This window comes from Streptomyces sp. NPDC057010 (assembly GCF_042673805.1).
GTDB lineage: Bacteria > Actinomycetota > Actinomycetes > Streptomycetales > Streptomycetaceae > Streptomyces.
The window spans coordinates 22,775-40,003 of record NZ_JBHUSC010000059.1 but is presented as its reverse complement, the minus strand read 5'-3'; the positions used below and the strand labels follow the sequence as shown (position 1 = coordinate 40,003).

At 71.2% G+C, this 17,229-nt stretch carries 15 protein-coding genes; 5 read left to right on the top strand and 10 right to left on the bottom strand.

The genetic code is table 11. The features are described 5' to 3' along the window. Positions 1 to 43: 43 nt before the first annotated feature. Positions 44 to 559 (bottom strand): SRPBCC family protein, encoded by a 516-nt coding sequence (locus ACFTXQ_RS31710; protein WP_382647552.1) that lies wholly within the window; start codon positions 557 to 559, stop codon positions 44 to 46. Positions 560 to 621: 62 nt separating this feature from the next. On the opposite strand from ACFTXQ_RS31710, the gene ACFTXQ_RS31705 reads away from it, so the two are divergent. Further along, the gene (locus ACFTXQ_RS31705) at positions 622 to 1,209 is read left to right on the top strand and encodes a TetR/AcrR family transcriptional regulator (RefSeq protein WP_382647549.1); all 588 of its coding nucleotides are present in this window, start codon (positions 622 to 624) and stop codon (positions 1,207 to 1,209) included. On the opposite strand, the gene ACFTXQ_RS31700 is transcribed toward ACFTXQ_RS31705, so the two are convergent. After that, on the bottom strand, positions 1,197 to 2,192 hold the full coding sequence (locus ACFTXQ_RS31700) for an SDR family NAD(P)-dependent oxidoreductase (RefSeq protein ID WP_382647546.1): 996 nt from the start codon (positions 2,190 to 2,192) through the stop codon (positions 1,197 to 1,199). The two genes, ACFTXQ_RS31705 and ACFTXQ_RS31700, sit on opposite strands and share 13 nt — an antisense overlap. After that, the gene (locus ACFTXQ_RS31695; RefSeq protein ID WP_382647543.1) at positions 2,189 to 3,355 is read right to left on the bottom strand and encodes a glycosyltransferase; all 1,167 of its coding nucleotides are present in this window, start codon (positions 3,353 to 3,355) and stop codon (positions 2,189 to 2,191) included. The genes ACFTXQ_RS31700 and ACFTXQ_RS31695 overlap by 4 nt, the downstream gene beginning before the upstream one ends. A 73-nt stretch (positions 3,356 to 3,428) precedes the next feature. Here ACFTXQ_RS31695 and ACFTXQ_RS31690 point away from each other — a divergent pair, with 73 nt between their 5' ends. Next, complete coding sequence (locus ACFTXQ_RS31690) at positions 3,429 to 4,124, top strand: response regulator transcription factor (protein WP_382647540.1); 696 nt, start codon at positions 3,429 to 3,431, stop codon at positions 4,122 to 4,124. Further along, the gene (locus tag ACFTXQ_RS31685; RefSeq protein ID WP_382647537.1) at positions 4,121 to 5,503 is read left to right on the top strand and encodes a sensor histidine kinase; all 1,383 of its coding nucleotides are present in this window, start codon (positions 4,121 to 4,123) and stop codon (positions 5,501 to 5,503) included. Before ACFTXQ_RS31690 ends, ACFTXQ_RS31685 begins: the two co-directional genes overlap by 4 nt. Positions 5,504 to 5,538: 35 nt before the next feature. Here the strand turns inward: ACFTXQ_RS31685 and ACFTXQ_RS31680 are convergent, their stop codons facing one another. Beyond that, the gene (locus ACFTXQ_RS31680; protein ID WP_382647555.1) at positions 5,539 to 6,582 is read right to left on the bottom strand and encodes a mechanosensitive ion channel family protein; all 1,044 of its coding nucleotides are present in this window, start codon (positions 6,580 to 6,582) and stop codon (positions 5,539 to 5,541) included. 71 nt (positions 6,583 to 6,653) lie between these two features. Between ACFTXQ_RS31680 and ACFTXQ_RS31675 the strand changes: the two genes are divergently transcribed. Beyond that, positions 6,654 to 7,223: a dienelactone hydrolase family protein gene (locus ACFTXQ_RS31675; RefSeq protein WP_382647535.1), complete on the top strand. Its 570-nt coding sequence runs from the start codon at positions 6,654 to 6,656 to the stop codon at positions 7,221 to 7,223. Positions 7,224 to 7,301: 78 nt separating this feature from the next. Here the strand turns inward: ACFTXQ_RS31675 and ACFTXQ_RS31670 are convergent, their stop codons facing one another. The 5 genes from ACFTXQ_RS31670 to ACFTXQ_RS31650 all read right to left on the bottom strand — a co-directional run bounded on the left by ACFTXQ_RS31670 (position 7,302) and on the right by ACFTXQ_RS31650 (position 13,174). Continuing rightward, complete coding sequence (locus tag ACFTXQ_RS31670) at positions 7,302 to 8,249, bottom strand: zinc metalloprotease (RefSeq protein ID WP_382647533.1); 948 nt, start codon at positions 8,247 to 8,249, stop codon at positions 7,302 to 7,304. A gap of 230 nt (positions 8,250 to 8,479) precedes the next feature. Beyond that, positions 8,480 to 10,153, bottom strand: a complete 1,674-nt coding sequence (locus ACFTXQ_RS31665) for an alkaline phosphatase D family protein (protein WP_382647530.1) — start codon at positions 10,151 to 10,153, stop codon at positions 8,480 to 8,482. Between the two features lie 107 nt (positions 10,154 to 10,260). Further along, a complete protein-coding gene (locus tag ACFTXQ_RS31660; RefSeq protein ID WP_382647528.1) occupies positions 10,261 to 11,055 on the bottom strand; it encodes a DsbA family protein in 795 nt (264 codons plus the stop codon). A 54-nt stretch (positions 11,056 to 11,109) separates the two neighbouring features. Continuing rightward, complete coding sequence (locus ACFTXQ_RS31655) at positions 11,110 to 11,799, bottom strand: hypothetical protein (protein WP_382647526.1); 690 nt, start codon at positions 11,797 to 11,799, stop codon at positions 11,110 to 11,112. Between the two features lie 49 nt (positions 11,800 to 11,848). Next, positions 11,849 to 13,174 (bottom strand): DUF2252 domain-containing protein, encoded by a 1,326-nt coding sequence (locus ACFTXQ_RS31650; RefSeq protein WP_382647523.1) that lies wholly within the window; start codon positions 13,172 to 13,174, stop codon positions 11,849 to 11,851. A 170-nt stretch (positions 13,175 to 13,344) separates the two neighbouring features. Here ACFTXQ_RS31650 and dnaE point away from each other — a divergent pair, with 170 nt between their 5' ends. Beyond that, positions 13,345 to 16,887: a DNA polymerase III subunit alpha gene (gene dnaE, locus ACFTXQ_RS31645; protein ID WP_382647520.1), complete on the top strand. Its 3,543-nt coding sequence runs from the start codon at positions 13,345 to 13,347 to the stop codon at positions 16,885 to 16,887. 75 nt (positions 16,888 to 16,962) lie between these two features. Here the strand turns inward: dnaE and ACFTXQ_RS31640 are convergent, their stop codons facing one another. Then, positions 16,963 to 17,127 (bottom strand): hypothetical protein, encoded by a 165-nt coding sequence (locus tag ACFTXQ_RS31640; protein ID WP_382647517.1) that lies wholly within the window; start codon positions 17,125 to 17,127, stop codon positions 16,963 to 16,965. Between the last annotated feature and the right edge of the window lie 102 nt (positions 17,128 to 17,229).

Here is a 17,229-nt window from a genome sequence, read left to right as displayed (position 1 = left end):
GCCCTGGGGTGGTTGGTTTGCCGGGCGGGAGCATGCGCCGAATTCATCTCGTTTTAGTCCCGGACGACACCCCACCCCGCCCCCGGCCCCGGCGGCTCGCCAGTGAGCGTAGGAGGCGGACGTACGGGGTCCAGCGGGCGCCTCGGGTGGGGCCTTCGGCGCGGTCCAGGGCGTCCTCCAGGAGGGCGTCGTGCAGGTGGCGGAAGGCCAGGGGCCAGGTCAGGCGGGCCGGGCCGGTGGTCCGCATCGCGAGCGTGTGTCGTAGGACGGTGCGCTCCTCGTCGACCGGGAGAACGGCGAGCTCGTGGAAGCCGTTGAAGCCGCGCGGGCCGGTGAAGGTGAAGCGGACCCAGGTGCCCGGCACGTATGCCGTGACCGTGTAGCGGACGGGGCCGTGGCCGCCCTTCGACCCCACCGACAGCCCGCGGTCGAGCTCCATGGCCGGCCAGGCCCCGGTCGGCCAGAGGCTGTCCGTGGGACCGGCCAGGCTGTCGATGAGCGTCCCTATCTCGCTTGCCTTGGCGTGCAGTAGGCGTTCGTGCACGTTGTAGACGGCCATGATCTTCTCCTCGGTTTATTAGAGGGGGTTCTCTAATTTAATTGGAGGGTACTCTCTGATTCATGGCTCGACCACCCCGTTTCGACACCGATCAGATCCTTGACGCCGCGGTTCGGCTGGCCGCCTCCGGTGGGCCGGGTGGGGTGACCATGTCCGCCGTCGCGCAGGCGGTCGGGGCGCCGAGCGGGTCCATGTACCACCGGTTCGCCGGGCGTACGGCGCTGCTCGCCGAGGTGTGGCTGCGGACCGTGGAGAGGTTCCAGGCCGGGTACTTCGACGCGCTGCACAGTGACCCCGACCCGCGGCGCGCCGCCCGGGCGGCCGCCCGGCACGTCGTCGCCTGGAGCCGTGCGCACGTGGAGGAGGCCTCGCTGCTCCTGCACGGCGTCGGCGAGTTCGGGCGGGCCGACTGGGGCGAGGAGTACGTCCGGCGCGCCGACTTCGGCAACGAGCGGGTGTATGCCTCTCTGGGGGCTCTTGCCTCCTCCCTCGGCGTGACGGGCCCCCGGGACCGGGAGCGCGTCACATTGGCCCTCGTCGATCTGCCGCTCTCGGTCGTCAGGCGGCATCTGCGGGCCGGGGAGCCGCTGCCGCCGCATGCCGAGGACCTCGCCGAGGAGTGCGCGGCCGCGCTGCTCTACACCGCGTAGCGGTCCGGGGCGAAGAGGTGCAGGTTCGCCGCGATCCAGTCCGAGGTGCGGCGCAGGCCTTCGGAGAGGGGGACCTCCGGCTTCCAGGCCGCCCAGTCGCGGGCGCGGGAGTTGTCCGAGAGGAGGCGGTGGACCTCGCTGCCCTTCGGGCGCAGGCGCGAGGGGTCCACGACCAGTTCCGCGTCCTTGCCCGAGGCCTCGATCAGGGCCCGTGCCAGGTCGCCGATGGAGATCTCCTCGCCCGTCCCGAGGTTGACCACCTCGCCCAGGGCCCGGTCGCACTCTGCCGCGGCGAGGAAGCCCGCCGCCGTGTCCGTCACGTACGTGAAGTCGCGGGTGGGGGTGAGCGAGCCGAGGCGGATTTCTCGGGAGCCCGAGTGGAGCTGGGCCAGGATCGTGGGGATCACCGCGCGCGCCGACTGGCGCGGGCCGTAGGTGTTGAAGGGGCGGACCACCGTCACGGGCAGTTCGAAGGCGTGGTGGAAGGAGAGCGCCATCATGTCCGCGCCGATCTTCGAAGCCGAGTACGGGGACTGCGGCTGGAGCGGGTGGGATTCGGAGATCGGTGCCGTGCGGGCCGTGCCGTAGACCTCGCTGGTGGAGGTATGGACCAGGCGGCGGACCTGGTGGCGGCGGCAGGCCTCGGCCACGTTCTCCGTGCCGGTGACGTTCGTCTGCACGTAGGCGCCCGGCGAGGCGTAGCTGTACGGGATCCCGATCAGCGCGGCCAGGTGGAAGACGGTGTCGCAGCCCGCCACCGCGTCGCTGACCCGGCCCGCGTCGCGGACGTCGCCCGCCCACATCTCGACGGGGCCGCCCGGGTCGGCCAGGTAGCGGGCCAGGTGGCCCTTCTCGGCGTACGGCTTGTAGTGCACGAAGGCGCGCACCCGGGCGCCCCGGGCCACCAGCAGGTCGACGAGGGTGGAGCCGATGAAGCCCTCGGCTCCGGTGACGAGGACCGTGCGGTCGTTCCAGTTGTTCATACTCGCTCCAGAGTGGGAAGGCCGGCCACGCGCAGGACCTGCGCGGCCAGCAGTTCGGCGGCCCGCGCGTGCGGGCCGGGGTCGGCGGCGCCGGCCATCGCCGCGAGCCGGGCCGGGTCGGCCAGCAGCGGTCCGATGAGCCCGGCGAGGCGTTCGGCGGTGGTCTCGGCGTCGGGCAGCAGCAGCCCGGCGCCCGCGTCGGACAGGACCCGGGCGTTGTGGGTCTGGTGGTCGCCGGGGGCGTACGGGTAGGGGACGAGCACGGCGGGGACCCCGGTCGCGGCGAGCTCGGCCACCGTCGCCGAACCCGCGCGGCACACCACCAGGTCGGCGGCCGCGTAGACCAGGTCCATCCGGTCCAGGTACGGCACGGCCCGGGCGATCCGCCGCCCGCCGGACGCCGCGAGGTCGGCGACGGTGTCCGGCAGCGCCGCCGGACCCGTCTTGACCAGGAGCTGTACGTCGTCCCGGCCCTGCCAGAGCCCGGCCAGGCCGGCGGCGGCACGGGTGAGGCGGACGGCGCCCAGGCTCCCGCCGTTGAAGACGACGAGGCGCCGCCCGTCCGGTACCCGCAGGGCCCGCCGGGCCTCGGCGCGCAGCGCCGCCCGCTCCGGCCGGGCGAGCTCCGCGAGGCCCGACAGCGCCGCGGAGATCGGCATTCCGGTGGTCAGCGCCCGCGCCCCGCCCGTCAGGTGGCCCCGGCTGCGGTCGAAGGCCACCGCGACGTGCGGGGTGAGCTTCGCCGCGAACCGGTTGGCGCGGCCGGGCACCGCGTTGGACTCGTGGATCACGGCCGGCAGCCCCGCCAGCCGCGCCCCGAGCACCGCCGGCGCGCTCGGATAGCCGCCCATGCCGACGACGGCGTGCGCGCCCTGCGCCCGGATCACCGCACGGGCCTGCTGCGCCGATCGCAGCAGCGCCGCCGGCAGCAGGTACCGCTTCGCGCCCAGCGCCGGGTCGAAGGGGATCATGTCGACGGTGTGCAGCCGGTACCCGGCGCCCGGGACCAGCTCGGTCTCCAGGCCCCGCTCGGTCCCGATGAAGGAGACGACCGCGTCCGGGACGGCCGCGCGCAGCGCCTCGGCGAGGGCGAGGCCCGGATAGATGTGGCCGCCGGTGCCGCCCGCACCGATCACGACGGAGAGCTGCTGTGTGGTGGTCATGGCCGCACACTCCCGGTGCGGCTTAAGAACGTTCTAAGAGGTTTCGGCCAGGGGTTTGGCAGGCTTGAGCAGCATGAGCTCCCTGGGCAGGCATCGGATTCTGGTGGTCGACGACGAGCCCGAGGTCCGGGCCGCCGTGGAGGACGGGCTGGCCGTCGAGGGGTACGAGGTGCGGGGAGCGGGCGACGGGCTCGCCGCGCTGACCGAGGTGGCGGCCTGGGAGCCGGACGCCGTCGTCCTGGACGTGATGATGCCGGTCCTCGACGGGCTCGGCGTCTGCCGGCAGCTGCGCGCGCTGGGCGACCGTACGCCCGTACTCGTCCTCACGGCGCTGGACTCCGTCAGCGAACGCGTCGACGGGCTGGAGGCCGGGGCCGACGACTACCTGGTCAAACCCTTCGCGCTGGACGAGCTGGTCGCGCGCGTACGGGCGCTGCTGCGGCGGGCCGCGCCCGAGCCCGCCGGCGCCGCCCCGCTCGGCTTCGCCGACCTGGTCCTGGACCCGGGGACCCGCACCGGGCACCGGGGCGGCCGTCCGCTGGAGTTCAGCCGGACCGAGGCCGCGCTGCTGGAACTGCTCCTGCGCCACCCCGGCCAGGTGCTGCCGCGCGAGCTCATCCTGGAGCTGGTGTGGGGGCGGGACTTCGGCCCGGACTCCAACTCCCTGGCCGTGTACGTCGGCTACCTGCGCCGGAAGCTGGAGGCCGGGGGCGAGCCGCGGCTGGTCCACACCGTGCACGGCGTCGGCTACCGGCTGGACTCGGCGTGAGGGGCGCCGGGCGGCGCCGGCTCGGAGCGCCCTGGCGCAGGCGGCGGCCGCTGCGGACCCGGCTGGCGCTGGCCGCCACCGCGGCCGTGGCGCTGGTGGCGGTCGGTGTGTGCGCGGCCGCGTTCCTCGTCGTACGGGGCGCGCTGTACCGGCAGCTCGACCTCAGCCTGACCCAGTCGGCGCGGCTCGCGGCGCAGCGCAACCCGGGGGCCGGGCCGGGCGTGCTGGCGGGGGAGTGCCGGTTCCTGGCGGCGCCGGCGTGCGCGGAGGTGGTGCCGGCCGATCCGGGCAAGGACCCCCGTACGCCGGGGCAGCTGCCGGTGGATCCGGCCGCGCGGGAGGTCGCGGCGGGCGAGCGGGCCCCCTACTACACGAACATCATGCTGGCCGGGCACCCGGTGCGGATGCTCACCACCGACTACGCCAAGGGGCGGGCGCTCCAGGTGGCCCTGCGGGCCGACACCGTCGAGGACGGCATCGAGGAGGCCGCGTGGTGGCTGCTCCTGACGGCGGCGGCCGGGGTGCTGATCGCCGCCCTGTTCGGCTCCTGGGTGTCCCGGACCGGGCTGGCCCCCGTCACCCGGCTCACGGCGACGGCCGAGCGGATCGCGGCCACGCGGGATCCCCGGCACCGGATCGAACTCCCGCCGCCGGACGGCAGGGAGGACGAGATCACCCGGCTGGCCGGGAGCTTCAACACCATGCTGGGGGAGCTGGAGCAGTCCGTGACGGCGCAGCGGCGGCTGGTCGCGGACGCCTCGCACGAACTGCGGACCCCGCTGACGGCGCTGCGGACCAACGCGGAGCTGCTGGCGCGCGGCGAGCGGCTGACGGCGGAGCAGCGGGAGCGGGCTTCGCTCGCGCTCGGGCGGCAGCTGCGGGAGGTGACGGGGCTGGTGAACGACCTGATCGAGCTCGCGCGGGACGAGGAGCCGCAGCCGCTGGTGGAGCAGGTGCGGTTGGCTCCGCTGGTGGAGCACGGGGTGGCCGCCGCACGGGCGCACTGGCCGGGGGTGATGTTCGAGGCACGGGTGACGGAGGCGGTCGTCCCGGGGGTGCCGGCGCGGTTGAGCCGGCTGCTGTCGAACCTGCTGGACAACGCGGCCAAGTTCAGCGGGGGCGGCCGCCTGCCGGTGGAGGTGGCGCTGACCGTGTCCGGCGGGGCGCCGGAGCTGACGGTCCGGGACCACGGTCCGGGCATCGCGCCGCAGGACCTCCCGCACGTCTTCGACCGCTTCTACCGTGCGGGGGCGGCCCGCGCCCTCCCCGGGTCGGGGCTGGGCCTGGCCATGGCGCGCCAGATCGCGCTGGCGCACGGAGCCGAACTGGTCGCGGAGCCGGCCCCGGGCGGCGGCGCCCTGTTCCGCCTGACGTTCTGACCGGTGGCTGAGGCGAGGCTGTTTTTGCCCCGTCGTCATGGGCCGGGGCGGGGGGCCGCCTCGGCGGTGGTGATGCGCGGGAGGGCGTACGGGTGCTCGGCGACCAGCCAGGTGATCAGGCGTTCGCGGACCGCGCAGCGGACCGTCCACAGGTCGTCCGCGTCCTTCGCCGTCACCGACGCCCGCACCTGCACCGTGTGCGGTGTGGTGTCCGTCACCGCCAGAGCGCCGCCCCGGCCGTCCCACTCCGGGATGTCGTTCAGGATCTCCTGGAGCCGCTCCCGCATCAGGCCGATCGGCGCGCTGTGGTCCAGGTGCCAGAAGACCGTCCCGGTCATCTGCGCGCCGCCGCGCGACCAGTTCTCGTACGGCTTGCTCGTGAAGTACGACACCGGCATCGTGATGCGCCGCTCGTCCCACGTCCGGACCGTCAGGAAGGTCAGGGTGATCTCCTCCACCCTGCCCCACTCCTCGTCGACGACCACCGTGTCGCCGATGCGGACGGTGTCGCCGAAGGCGATCTGGAGGCCCGCGAAGAGGTTGCCGAGCGAGGCCTGGGCGGCGATGCCGGCCACGATGCCGAGGACGCCCGCGGAGGCCAGCACCGAGGCGCCGACCGCACGCATCGGCGGGAAGGTCAGGAGCATGGCCGCGGCGGCGACCACGACCACCACGGCCGTGACGACCCGGTGGATCAGCGTGACCTGCGTACGGACCCGGCGGACCCGGGCGTCGTCCTGGGTGACCGCGGCGTAGCGCGCGTACGTGGAGTCGACGGCGGCCGTCGCGATGCGTACGGCCAGCCAGGCCGCGGACGCGATCAGTACGAGGGCGAGGACGCGGCCGACGGCGCCGGAATGGTCGGGGAGGATGCGCGTCTCGCGGTAGGAGCCGCTGAGGAGGGTGGTGCACAGCACCACCTGGAACGGCAGCCGGCAGGGGCGCAGCAGGCCCCACAGGGGGGTTTCGGCGTGACGGGCGTCGGCCCGGCACAGCAGCAGGTCCAGCACCCAGCCGGCGATCAGGGTGATGACCAGCGAACCGCCGATCACCGCGAGGGGGCGCAGGACGGTGTCCATCTCCATGGCAATGAACGTAACCGGAAGCCGGCGCACGGCCCACCGCATTCACCGAATGGCACGATGGGTGCATGAACATCATGCTTTTCCACTCGACGTACGGGCTGCGGCCCGCGGTGCACGCGGCGGCCGACCGGCTGCGCGCGGCCGGGCACCAGGTCCAGGTGCCGGACCTCTTCGAGGGACGCACCTTCGAGACCGTCGAAGAGGGCATGGCCCACCGGGACGAGATCGGCCGCGACGAGCTGCTCAAGCGCGCGGTACTGGCCTCCGCTCCCTACTCCGACCAGGGCCTGGTCTACGCCGGCTTCTCCTTCGGCGGCTCCGTCGCCCAGCACCTGGCGATGGCCGACGACAAGGCGCGCGGGCTGCTGCTCCTGCACGGGACGGCGGACCTGGAGGACGGCGCCTCGGTGGACGACCTGCCCGTGCAGCTGCACATCGCCGACCCGGACCCCTTCGAGACGCACGACTGGCTGACGGCCTGGTACCTGCGGATGCAGCGGGCCGGGGCCGACGTGGAGGTGCACACCTACCCGGGGGCCGGGCACCTGTTCACCGACCCGGATCTGGACGACTACGACGCCGAGGCCGCCGAGCAGGCCTGGAAGGTCGCGGTCGGCTTCCTCGACAGCCTTTAGGCGGCCTCCGGAATGCCGCAGGGCACGGTCCGGAGTGCGACGGACCGTGCCCCTTCATGAGTGCTTGTATCCGGTGGTTCAGCCCGCGCGGTAGGCGGTCCAGCTGCTCGTCATACGAGCGACCTGGCCGGCGGTGAACTGGTACATGCAGGAGTCGTACGTGTAGTCCATGAAGTTGTGGATCGGGTCCACGCCGGACTTGCTGGTGCAGCTGTCGCGCCCGGTCGGGCACTCGAAGGCCGCGCTCTTCTCGGCCGGGGTGTCGGAGACGTAGTCGCCGTTGCCCGTGCAGCCGCCCTGGAAGGTGTGGTAGAGGCCCATCCAGTGGCCGACCTCGTGGGTCGCGGTGTCGCCCTCGTTGTAGTTGGCGGAGGAGCCGCCGGGCAGCGAGGAGTCGAGCACGACCACGCCGTCCATCTTGGGGCTGGAGGCGTAGGAGGTCGGGAAGGTCGCCCAGCCCAGCAGGCCGCCGGAGAGGTTGGCGGTGTAGAAGTTCAGCGCGCCGGGGCCGCCCTTGCGCAGGGTGTTCTTCATGTCCTTCTCGGCCTGGGAGCCGTCGGCCAGGTTGTACCAGGACGCGTTGTCCGTGTAGTCGGTCCCGGCCAGGGTGAACTGGAAGTTGGTGTTCACATTGCCGGTGCCCTGGCCGCCGTAGGCGGCGTTGAGGACCGCGATCTGCTTGCCGATGTCGGTGGACGTCAGCTTTCCGGTGGTGCCGGAGTGGATCACGTGGAAGTACACCGGGATGCTCGTGACGGCCTCGGCGGCGCGCAGGCTGCGCTGCGGCTGGTTCTTGAGGGCCTTGTCCAGCTTCGAACCGAGGTCGCTGTCCATGGCCTTCGCCTGGGCGTCGGTGAGCTCGTTCGGCTCGGCTGCGTGCTGCGCCTCGGGGCGGGCGACACGGGCGTTGGCGGCTCCGGCGCCGCCTTCGGCGCAGACCTCGGCGGGGGTCTTGGCGGCGGCGACCGTCGTGGGGGCGGCGAGCGGGGTGAACGCCAGGGTTCCGGCCAGAACTGCCGTGCCCATGAGGCGGCGGCGAAGAAGGGGGGATATGCGGGCAATTGCGCGCACGTGTGCTCCTCGCGTGGGGGGTTATCGGCCGAAGGATCTCCTCGGTTGGCGCGAAGCTTATGTGTCCATGTCATATACAGGTCAAGCACCTTACGTAAAAGATTTGTTGCTTCTGATGCCGAAGGGGCGCCTGGTCTGCACCAGACGCCCCTTCGGACAGCAGATTTGACGGTCAATCAGGTCGATCAGCGAACCGGCTGGTAGACCCGTTCCACCTTCTGAGTGCCGTTCAGCGTGTGGTACGAGCGGGTCCACGCGGCCGTGGCGTCCTGCCGGCGCTTGTCGGACACCACGTAGTAGTCCATCTGCGAGCGCTCGGCCGTCACGTCGAGCACGCCGTAGCCGTGCGCGTCCATGTCCAGCCACTTCACGTGCCAGTTGGCGGCCTTGACGGCCGATTCGGCGACCAGCGAGGCGGTGTCCGCCGGCACGTGCAGGATGTCGTCGAGGTTGTCCGAGGTCACCGAGGTGACCACGAACTCGGTCGCCGCCGTCCCCGAACCCGGGTAGGTGGCCATGTTCACCGGGACCTCGTTCGCCCACGCCATGTGGATGTCACCGGTCAGGAACACGGTGTTCTTGATGCCGCGGTCCTTCAGGTGCCCCAGCAGCTCCTTGCGGTCGTCCGTGTAGCCGTCCCACTGGTCCACGTTGACGGCTATGCCCCCCTCGGGCAGGCCGAGCAGCTTGGCGAGCGGCGCCAGCAGGTGCGCCGGCAGCGAGGCGAAGGCCACCGGCGAGATCATCACCGAGGTGCCGACCAGCTTCCAGGTCGCGTCCGAGCCCGCGAGGCCCGACTTGAGCCAGTCCAGCTGGGCGCGCCCGGTGATGGTGCGCTCCGGGTCGTCCACCGAGCCGCTGCCGACCTTGGCCTGCTGCGAGCGGAAGGAGCGCAGGTCCAGCAGGTGCAGGTCGGCGAGGGTGCCGAAGCGCAGCCGCCGGTAGACGGTGCCCGCGACGGAGGCGCGTACGGGCATCCACTCGAAGTACGCCTGCTTGGCGGCGGCCGCGCGGGCCGCCCACTCGCCCTCGGCGCCGGGCGTGTGGTTCTCGGCGCCGCCCGCCCAGGCGTCGTTGGCGAACTCGTGGTCGTCCCAGATGGCGATGACCGGGTGCGCGTGGTGCAGCGCCTGGAGGTCGGCGTCCGTCTTGTACTTGCCGTGCCGGGTGCGGTAGTCGGCGAGCGAGACGATCTCGTGCTTCGGCTCGTGCGGGCGTACGACGTACTTCGCCTCCGGGTAACCCCCCGACTGGTACTCGTAGATGTAGTCGCCCAGGTGCAGGATCGCGTCGAGGTCCGTACGGGCGGCCAGGTGCCGGTAGGCCGAGAAGTAGCCGGACTCCCAGTTGGCGCAGGAGACCACGCCGAAGCGGACGCCGTTGGTGCTCGTCTCGTGGGCCGGGGTGGTCAGGGTCCGGCCGACGGGCGAGGTGGTGCCGCCGGCGGTGAACCGGTACCAGTACGGCGTGTGCGGCTGGAGGCCGCGCACGTCCACCTTGACGGTGTGGTCGCCGGCGGCGCTCGCGGTGGCGGTGCCGCGGGCCACGATGCGGGAGAAGGCCTTGTCCCCGGCCACCTCCCAGTCCACCTGGACGGCGGGGCCGACGCCGGAGCCGGGCACGGCCTCGGGGGTCGGGGTGACGCGGGTCCACAGCAGGATCCCGTCGGGCAGCGGGTCGCCGGAGGCGACGCCGTGCAGGAAGGCCGGCGCGCTGTCGGCGGCGTGGGCGGCCGGGGCGCCCAGGGCGGCCATCGGGGCGAGCGCGGCGGTGGCGGCCGCGGCCAGGACGACCGAACGGCGGCGCGGATTCGCGGCGCCGGCGGCCGGCTGGGAGGAAGAGGAGAGATGACTGGTCACGGATGATCATATTACTGGCGGGTATGGCCGCTGGTACATCCCTCTGAAAGCAACGGGCGGGCGAACTCTGGGAGTTCGCCCGCCCGGTTGGCGGCAGATGGCCGGAATCAGCCGGCGAGTGCCTTGTCGATCGCCGCGGTGAACTGCTCCGGGGTCTGCGGGGTGTCGATCTTCTTGCCGTCCATCTTCAGCGTCGGCGTGCCCGTCACACCGGACTTGTTGAAGGCCTTCGACATGTCCATCGCCCACCGGTCGTAAGTGCCGTCCTCGACGGCCTTCTTGAACTCGGCGTTCCCCTTGAGGGCCGGGACCGTGTCCGCGACCTTCAGCAGGTAGTCGTCCTTGGCGAAGCTGTCGACGGTCTCCTCGGGGTGCAGCTCCTTGGAGTACAGCGCCGCCTTGTAGTCGAGGAAGGCCTCCGGGCTGACGTTCAGGGCCGCGCCCAGCGCGCTCAGCGCGTTCTTCGAGCCGTCGCCCTTGACGCCGTTGTCGATGAAGGTGGCGCCGAAGTACTGGATCTTGTACTTGCCGGCGTCGACGTCCTTCTTGACCTGCGGGCCGACGGCCTGCTCGAACTGGGCGCAGGCCGGGCAGCGCGAGTCCTCGTAGACCTCCAGGGTCTTCTTCGCCTCGGCCTTGCCGATGACGACCGTGAGGCCGTCCTCGCCGGTGGTGTTCTTCGGCTTGACCAGCTCCGCCTTGGCGGCCTTCTCCCAGTAGCCGGGCTGGTTGGCCTGGACGATCGCGTAGCCGACGCCGCCGGCCAGCGCGAGGACGGCGACGACCGCGCCGGCCACGATCAGCTGGCGGCGCGCCTTGTCCTTCTTGGCCTGCTTCTCGCGCTCGATGCGCAGCTTCTCGCGGGCGGCGGCCTTGTTCTGCTGGCTGTTGCGTGCACTCATGGTGATCTCCGTGGAACGGTGAGGAGGTAAGGGGGGACTACTGCCGTACGTGCGTCAGGCGCGGGCGAGCGCGCCGAGCACGGGAGGTCCCCGCCGTCCCACGGAGTGCGCGGGGAACCGCGTACGGGCCCCGGTGCCCGGCAGGACCGGCTGCAGCACCCGCCGCACGGGCCCCGAGGCGGCGGCCACCGCGGCCACGGCCAGCCGCAGCGGCCGGAAGGCGAAGGCGGTCACCGCACGCAGCACCCGGCCCAGCGCCCGCTCGCCGCGGGCCAGCCACGCGGCGGCCAGCAGCCCGACGGAGACGTGGGCGGCCAGCAGCAGCCAGGGCGCCCACGGCCCGGGCGCGGCCAGCAGCGCGGCCGGATCGGCGGCCGGCCCGGCCACCTCGGTCAGCGGCCCGCCCACCGGCGTGCCCCCGCACAGCTCGTCCAGGCCCATCGCGCGCAGCGGGCCCGCGACCGGGCCGCCCGCCGGGCCGTAACAGACGTGCTGCCCTGCGGTGAAGACGGTGTCGGCGGCCAGCTCCAGCGGCACGAGCAGCCCGGCGATGGGGCCGAAGCCCCGCTCGCGGCCCGCCAGCGCGAAGGAGAGGGCGAACACGGCGGCGAAGGCCCCGGCCACCAGCCCGGGCGGCAGCGGCACCCGCGACATGAGGACGTGCGAGCCCGCCGAGAGCAGCACGACGAGCGCGCTGAACAGCGCGGCCCGCAGCCCTCGAAGTCTCACCCCTGATATGTCCATCGCCGCGAGTGTGCCACGACTGCCTGTGAAAGAAGGCCCCAGGTCCCGACTACGGCGTGAGCCGGCCGTTGCGGAAGAGGTCCACGAAGATCTGGTGGTCGGCGCGGGCCCGGGCCCCGTACGCGTGCGCGAAGTCCACGAGCAGCTCCGCGAAGCCCTCCTCGTCCGCCGCGATCGCCGCGTCGATGGCCCGCTCGGTGGAGAAGGGGACCAGCGTCTGGCCGCTCTCGTCCGCGTCCGCCGCCCCGTGCATGGTCGCCGTGGCCCGGCCCAGGTCCGCGACGACCGCCGCGATCTCCTCCGGGTCGTCCAGGTCCGCCCAGTCCAGGTCCACCGCGTAGGGGGAGACCTCCGCCACCAGCTGCCCGGCGCCGTCCAGCTCCGTCCAGCCGAGCCACGGGTCGGCGTGGGCCTGGAGGGCGCGCTGGGAGATCACCGTGCGGTGCCCCTCGTGGTGGAAGTACTCGCGCACCGCCCGGTCGGTGATGTGCCGGGAGACGGCCGGGGTCTGCGCCTGCTTGAGGTAGATCACGACGTCGTTCTCCAGGGCGTCGCTGTGGCCCTCCAGCAGGATGTTGTAGGAGGGCAGGCCGGCGGAGCCTATGCCGACGCCCCGGCGGCCCACGACGTCCTTGACCCGGTAGGAGTCGGGGCGTACGAGGGACTCGTCGGGGAGGGTCTCCAGGTAGCCGTCGAAGGCGGCCAGCACCTTGTAGCGGGTGGCCGCGTCCAGCTCGATGGTCCCGGCGCCCGGCGCGAAGCGGCGCTCGAAGTCGCGGATCTCCGTCATCGAGTCCAGGAGCGAGAAGCGGGTGCGGGAGCGGGCGGCGCGCAGCGCGCCCAGCAGCGGGCCCTCGGCGGTCTCCAGGGTGAAGGAGGGCACCTCGTCGTTCTTGGCGCCGGTGGCCAGGGCGTGGATCCGCTCGCGGTAGGCGCCCGCGTAGACCCGTACGAGCTCGCCGATCTGGTCGTCGCTGAGCGCCTTGGTGTAGCCGATCAGGGCGACGGAGGCGGCGAACCGTTTCAGGTCCCAGGTGAAGGGGCCGACGTACGCCTCGTCGAAGTCGTTGACGTTGAAGATCAGCCGGCCGTTGGAGTCCATGTACGTGCCGAAGTTCTCCGCGTGGAGGTCCCCGTGGATCCACACCCGGCCGGTCCGCTCGTCCAGGTACGGGCCGCCGTGCCGGTCGCGCTCCAGGTCCGCGTAGAAGAGGCAGGCCGTGCCGCGGTAGAAGGCGAACGCCGAGGCCGCCATCTTCCGGAATTTGACCTGGAAGGCGGCGGGGTCGGCGGCGAGCAGCTCACCGAACGCGGTGTCGAACACGTCGAGTATCTGCTCGGCGCGCAGCTCGTCGGTGGTCTCGGTGACCGCCATGGCGGATGCCTCCTGGTGGTGCGGGGCCGATCCGGGGACGGATCGCTTTTCGGACAGTCGTCCTTGGTTCTGCAACGCATGACCGTACCGGTCGGTGCCCCGTTTCTGTCACCCGGCCGACGTAGGATTCGTAGCTGCCGCCCCTCTCTCCCCGCCGGAGGACTCCCACCGTGACCAAGCCGCCGTTCACGCACCTGCACGTCCACACCCAGTACTCGCTGCTGGACGGTGCCGCGCGGCTGAAGGACATGTTCAACGCGTGCAACGAGATGGGCATGACGCACATCGCCATGTCCGACCACGGCAACCTGCACGGCGCCTATGACTTCTTCCACACCGCGAAGAAGGCCGGGATCACGCCGATCATCGGCATCGAGGCGTACGTCGCCCCGGAGTCCCGGCGCAACAAGCGCCGCATCCAGTGGGGCCAGCCCCACCAGAAGCGCGACGACGTCTCCGGCTCCGGCGGCTACACCCACAAGACGATCTGGGCGGCGAACGCCACCGGCCTGCACAACCTCTTCCGGCTGTCCTCCGACGCGTACGCCGAGGGCTGGCTCACCAAGTGGCCGCGCATGGACAAGGAGACCATCTCCAAGTGGTCGGAGGGCCTGATCGCCTCCACCGGCTGCCCCTCCGGCGAGCTCCAGACCCGCCTTCGCCTCGGCCAGTTCGACGAGGCCCTGAAGTCGGCCTCCGAGTACCAGGACATCTTCGGCAAGGACCGCTACTTCCTGGAGCTGATGGACCACGGCATCGAGATCGAGCGCCGGGTCCGCGACGGCCTGCTGGAGATCGGCAAGAAGCTCGGCATCCCGCCCCTCGTGACGAACGACTCGCACTACACGTACGCGAGCGAGGCCGGCGCCCACGACGCCCTGCTGTGCATCCAGACCGGCAAGAACCTCTCGGACCCGGACCGCTTCCGCTTCGACGGCTCCGGCTACTACCTGAAGTCGACCGACGAGATGTACGCCATCGACTCCTCGGACGCCTGGCAGGAGGGCTGCGCCAACACGAAGCTGGTCGCGGAGCAGATCGACACCGAGGGCATGTTCAAGTTCCGGAACCTGATGCCGAAGTTCGACATCCCGGAGGGCTACACCGAGGTCACCTGGTTCCGCGAGGAGACCATGCGCGGCATGCACCGCCGCTTCCCCGGGGGCATCCCCGAGGACCGCATGAAGCAGGTCGAGTACGAGATGGACACGATCATCTCGATGGGCTTCCCGGGCTACTTCCTCGTCGTCGCCGACTTCATCATGTGGGCCAAGAACCAGGGCATCGCGGTCGGCCCCGGCCGTGGCTCCGCGGCCGGCTCGATCGTCGCGTACGCCATGGGCATCACCGACCTCGACCCGATCCCGCACGGCCTGATCTTCGAGCGCTTCCTGAACCCCGAGCGCGTCTCCATGCCCGATGTCGACATCGACTTCGACGAGCGCCGGCGCGTCGAGGTGATCCGGTACGTCACGGAGAAGTACGGCCAGGACAAGGTCGCCATGATCGGCACCTACGGCACCATCAAGGCCAAGAACGCGATCAAGGACTCGGCGCGCGTCCTGGGCTACCCGTACGCCATGGGCGACCGGCTCACCAAGGCCATGCCCGCCGACGTCCTCGGCAAGGGCATCCCGCTCTCCGGCATCCTCGACCCCTCGCACCCTCGCTACAGCGAGGCCGGCGAGATCCGCGGGATGTACGAGAACGAGCCGGACGTCAAGAAGGTCATCGACACCGCCCGCGGCGTGGAGGGCCTGGTCCGCCAGATGGGCGTGCACGCCGCCGGCGTGATCATGTCCAGCGAGACGATCACCGACCACGTGCCCGTCTGGGTGCGGCACACCGACGGCGTCACCATCACCCAGTGGGACTACCCGAGCTGCGAGTCGCTCGGCCTGCTGAAGATGGACTTCCTGGGCCTGCGCAACCTCACGATCATGGACGACGCCGTCAAGATGGTGAAGGCCAACAAGGGGATCGACATCGACCTCCTGGCCCTCCCGCTCGACGACCCCAAGACCTTCGAACTGCTCGGCCGCGGTGACACCCTCGGCGTCTTCCAGTTCGACGGCGGGCCCATGCGCTCCCTGCTGCGCCTGATGAAGCCCGACAACTTCGAAGACATCTCCGCCGTGTCCGCGCTCTACCGCCCGGGCCCGATGGGCATGAACTCGCACACGAACTACGCGCTGCGCAAGAACAAGCAGCAGGAGATCACCCCGATCCACCCCGAGCTGGAGAAGCCGCTCGAAGAGGTGCTCGCGGTCACCTACGGCCTGATCGTCTACCAGGAGCAGGTGCAGAAGGCCGCCCAGATCATCGCCGGGTACTCCCTGGGCGAGGCCGACATCCTGCGCCGCGTCATGGGCAAGAAGAAGCCCGAGGAGCTGGCGAAGAACTTCACCATCTTCCAGGAGGGCGCCCGGAAGAACGGCTACAGCGACGAGGCCATCCAGAAGCTCTGGGACGTCCTGGTCCCCTTCGCCGGCTACGCCTTCAACAAGGCCCACTCGGCCGCCTACGGCCTCGTCTCCTACTGGACCGCCTACCTCAAGGCGAACTACCCGGCCGAGTACATGGCGGGCCTGCTCACCTCGGTCAAGGACGACAAGGACAAGTCCGCGATCTACCTGAACGAGTGCCGGCGCATGGGCATCAAGGTCCTGCCGCCGAACGTGAACGAGTCCGAGCCGAACTTCGCCGCCCAGGGCGACGACGTGATCCTCTTCGGCCTCACCGCGGTGCGCAACGTCGGCCAGAACGTCGTCGAGTCGATCATCAAGACCAGGAAGGCGAAGGGGAAGTTCTCCTCCTTCCCCGACTTCCTGGACAAGGTCGAGGCCGTCGTCTGCAACAAGCGGACCGTCGAATCGCTGATCAAGGCCGGCGCCTACGACGAGATGGGCCACACCCGCAAGGGCCTGGTCGCCCACCACGAGTCGATGATCGACAACGTGGTCGCCGTCAAGCGCAAGGAGGCCGAGGGACAGTTCGACCTCTTCGGCGGAATGGGTGACGAGGGCGGCGGCGACGAGCCCGGCTTCGGGCTCGACGTGGAGTTCTCCGACGTCGAGTGGGAGAAGTCCTACCTGCTCGCCCAGGAGCGCGAGATGCTCGGCCTGTACGTCTCCGACCACCCGCTCTTCGGCCTGGAGCACGTCCTCTCCGACAAGACGGACGCCGGCATCTCCCAGCTGACCGGCGGCGAGCACTCCGACGGCGCGGTCGTCACCATCGGCGGCATCATCTCGGGCCTCCAGCGCAAGATGACCAAGCAGGGCAACGCCTGGGCCATCGCCACCGTCGAGGACCTGGCCGGCTCCATCGAGTGCATGTTCTTCCCCGCGACCTACCAGCTCGTCTCCACCCAGCTGGTCGAGGACACCGTCGTCTTCGTCAAGGGCCGCCTCGACAAGCGCGAGGACGTCCCCCGCCTGGTCGCCATGGAGATGATGGTCCCCGACCTCTCCTCGGCCGGGACGAACGCACCCGTCGTCCTCACCATCCCCACCGTCAAGGTGACCCCGCCGATGGTCACCCGGTTGGGCGAGATCCTGCGCCACCACAAGGGCAACACCGAGGTGCGGATCAAGCTGCAAGGGCCGCGGACCACCACCGTGCTGCGCCTCGACCGGCACCGCGTGCAGCCCGACCCGGCCCTCTTCGGCGACCTCAAGGTGCTGCTCGGCCCGTCCTGCCTGGCCGGATAGCGTCGTCGGCCACGCCTGCGGAAGGGCCTGCCCGGCATCGCCGGGCAGGCCCTTCAGTCACTCGACGCGGCGGCGTCAGTTGTGGCCGAACTTCTTCGACTTGCTCTTGTGGGCCAGATCCATCGGACTCGGCGCATGCGAGGACTGCTCGGGCGAAGTGTCCGACGAGCTCCGCGACGGGTCCTGTCCGGACTGCCGGGCCTGCTGCTTCGGCTGCTTCTGCTGCTTGTTCTTGGCCATGGTGGAGCCTCCGTGAGGGTCTAGGGGCCAGGACCGCCTTCACACTCACACAGGGCCAGAAACCGCGCATTTTGGATCATTACTGCGCGTAGCCGGTAGAAC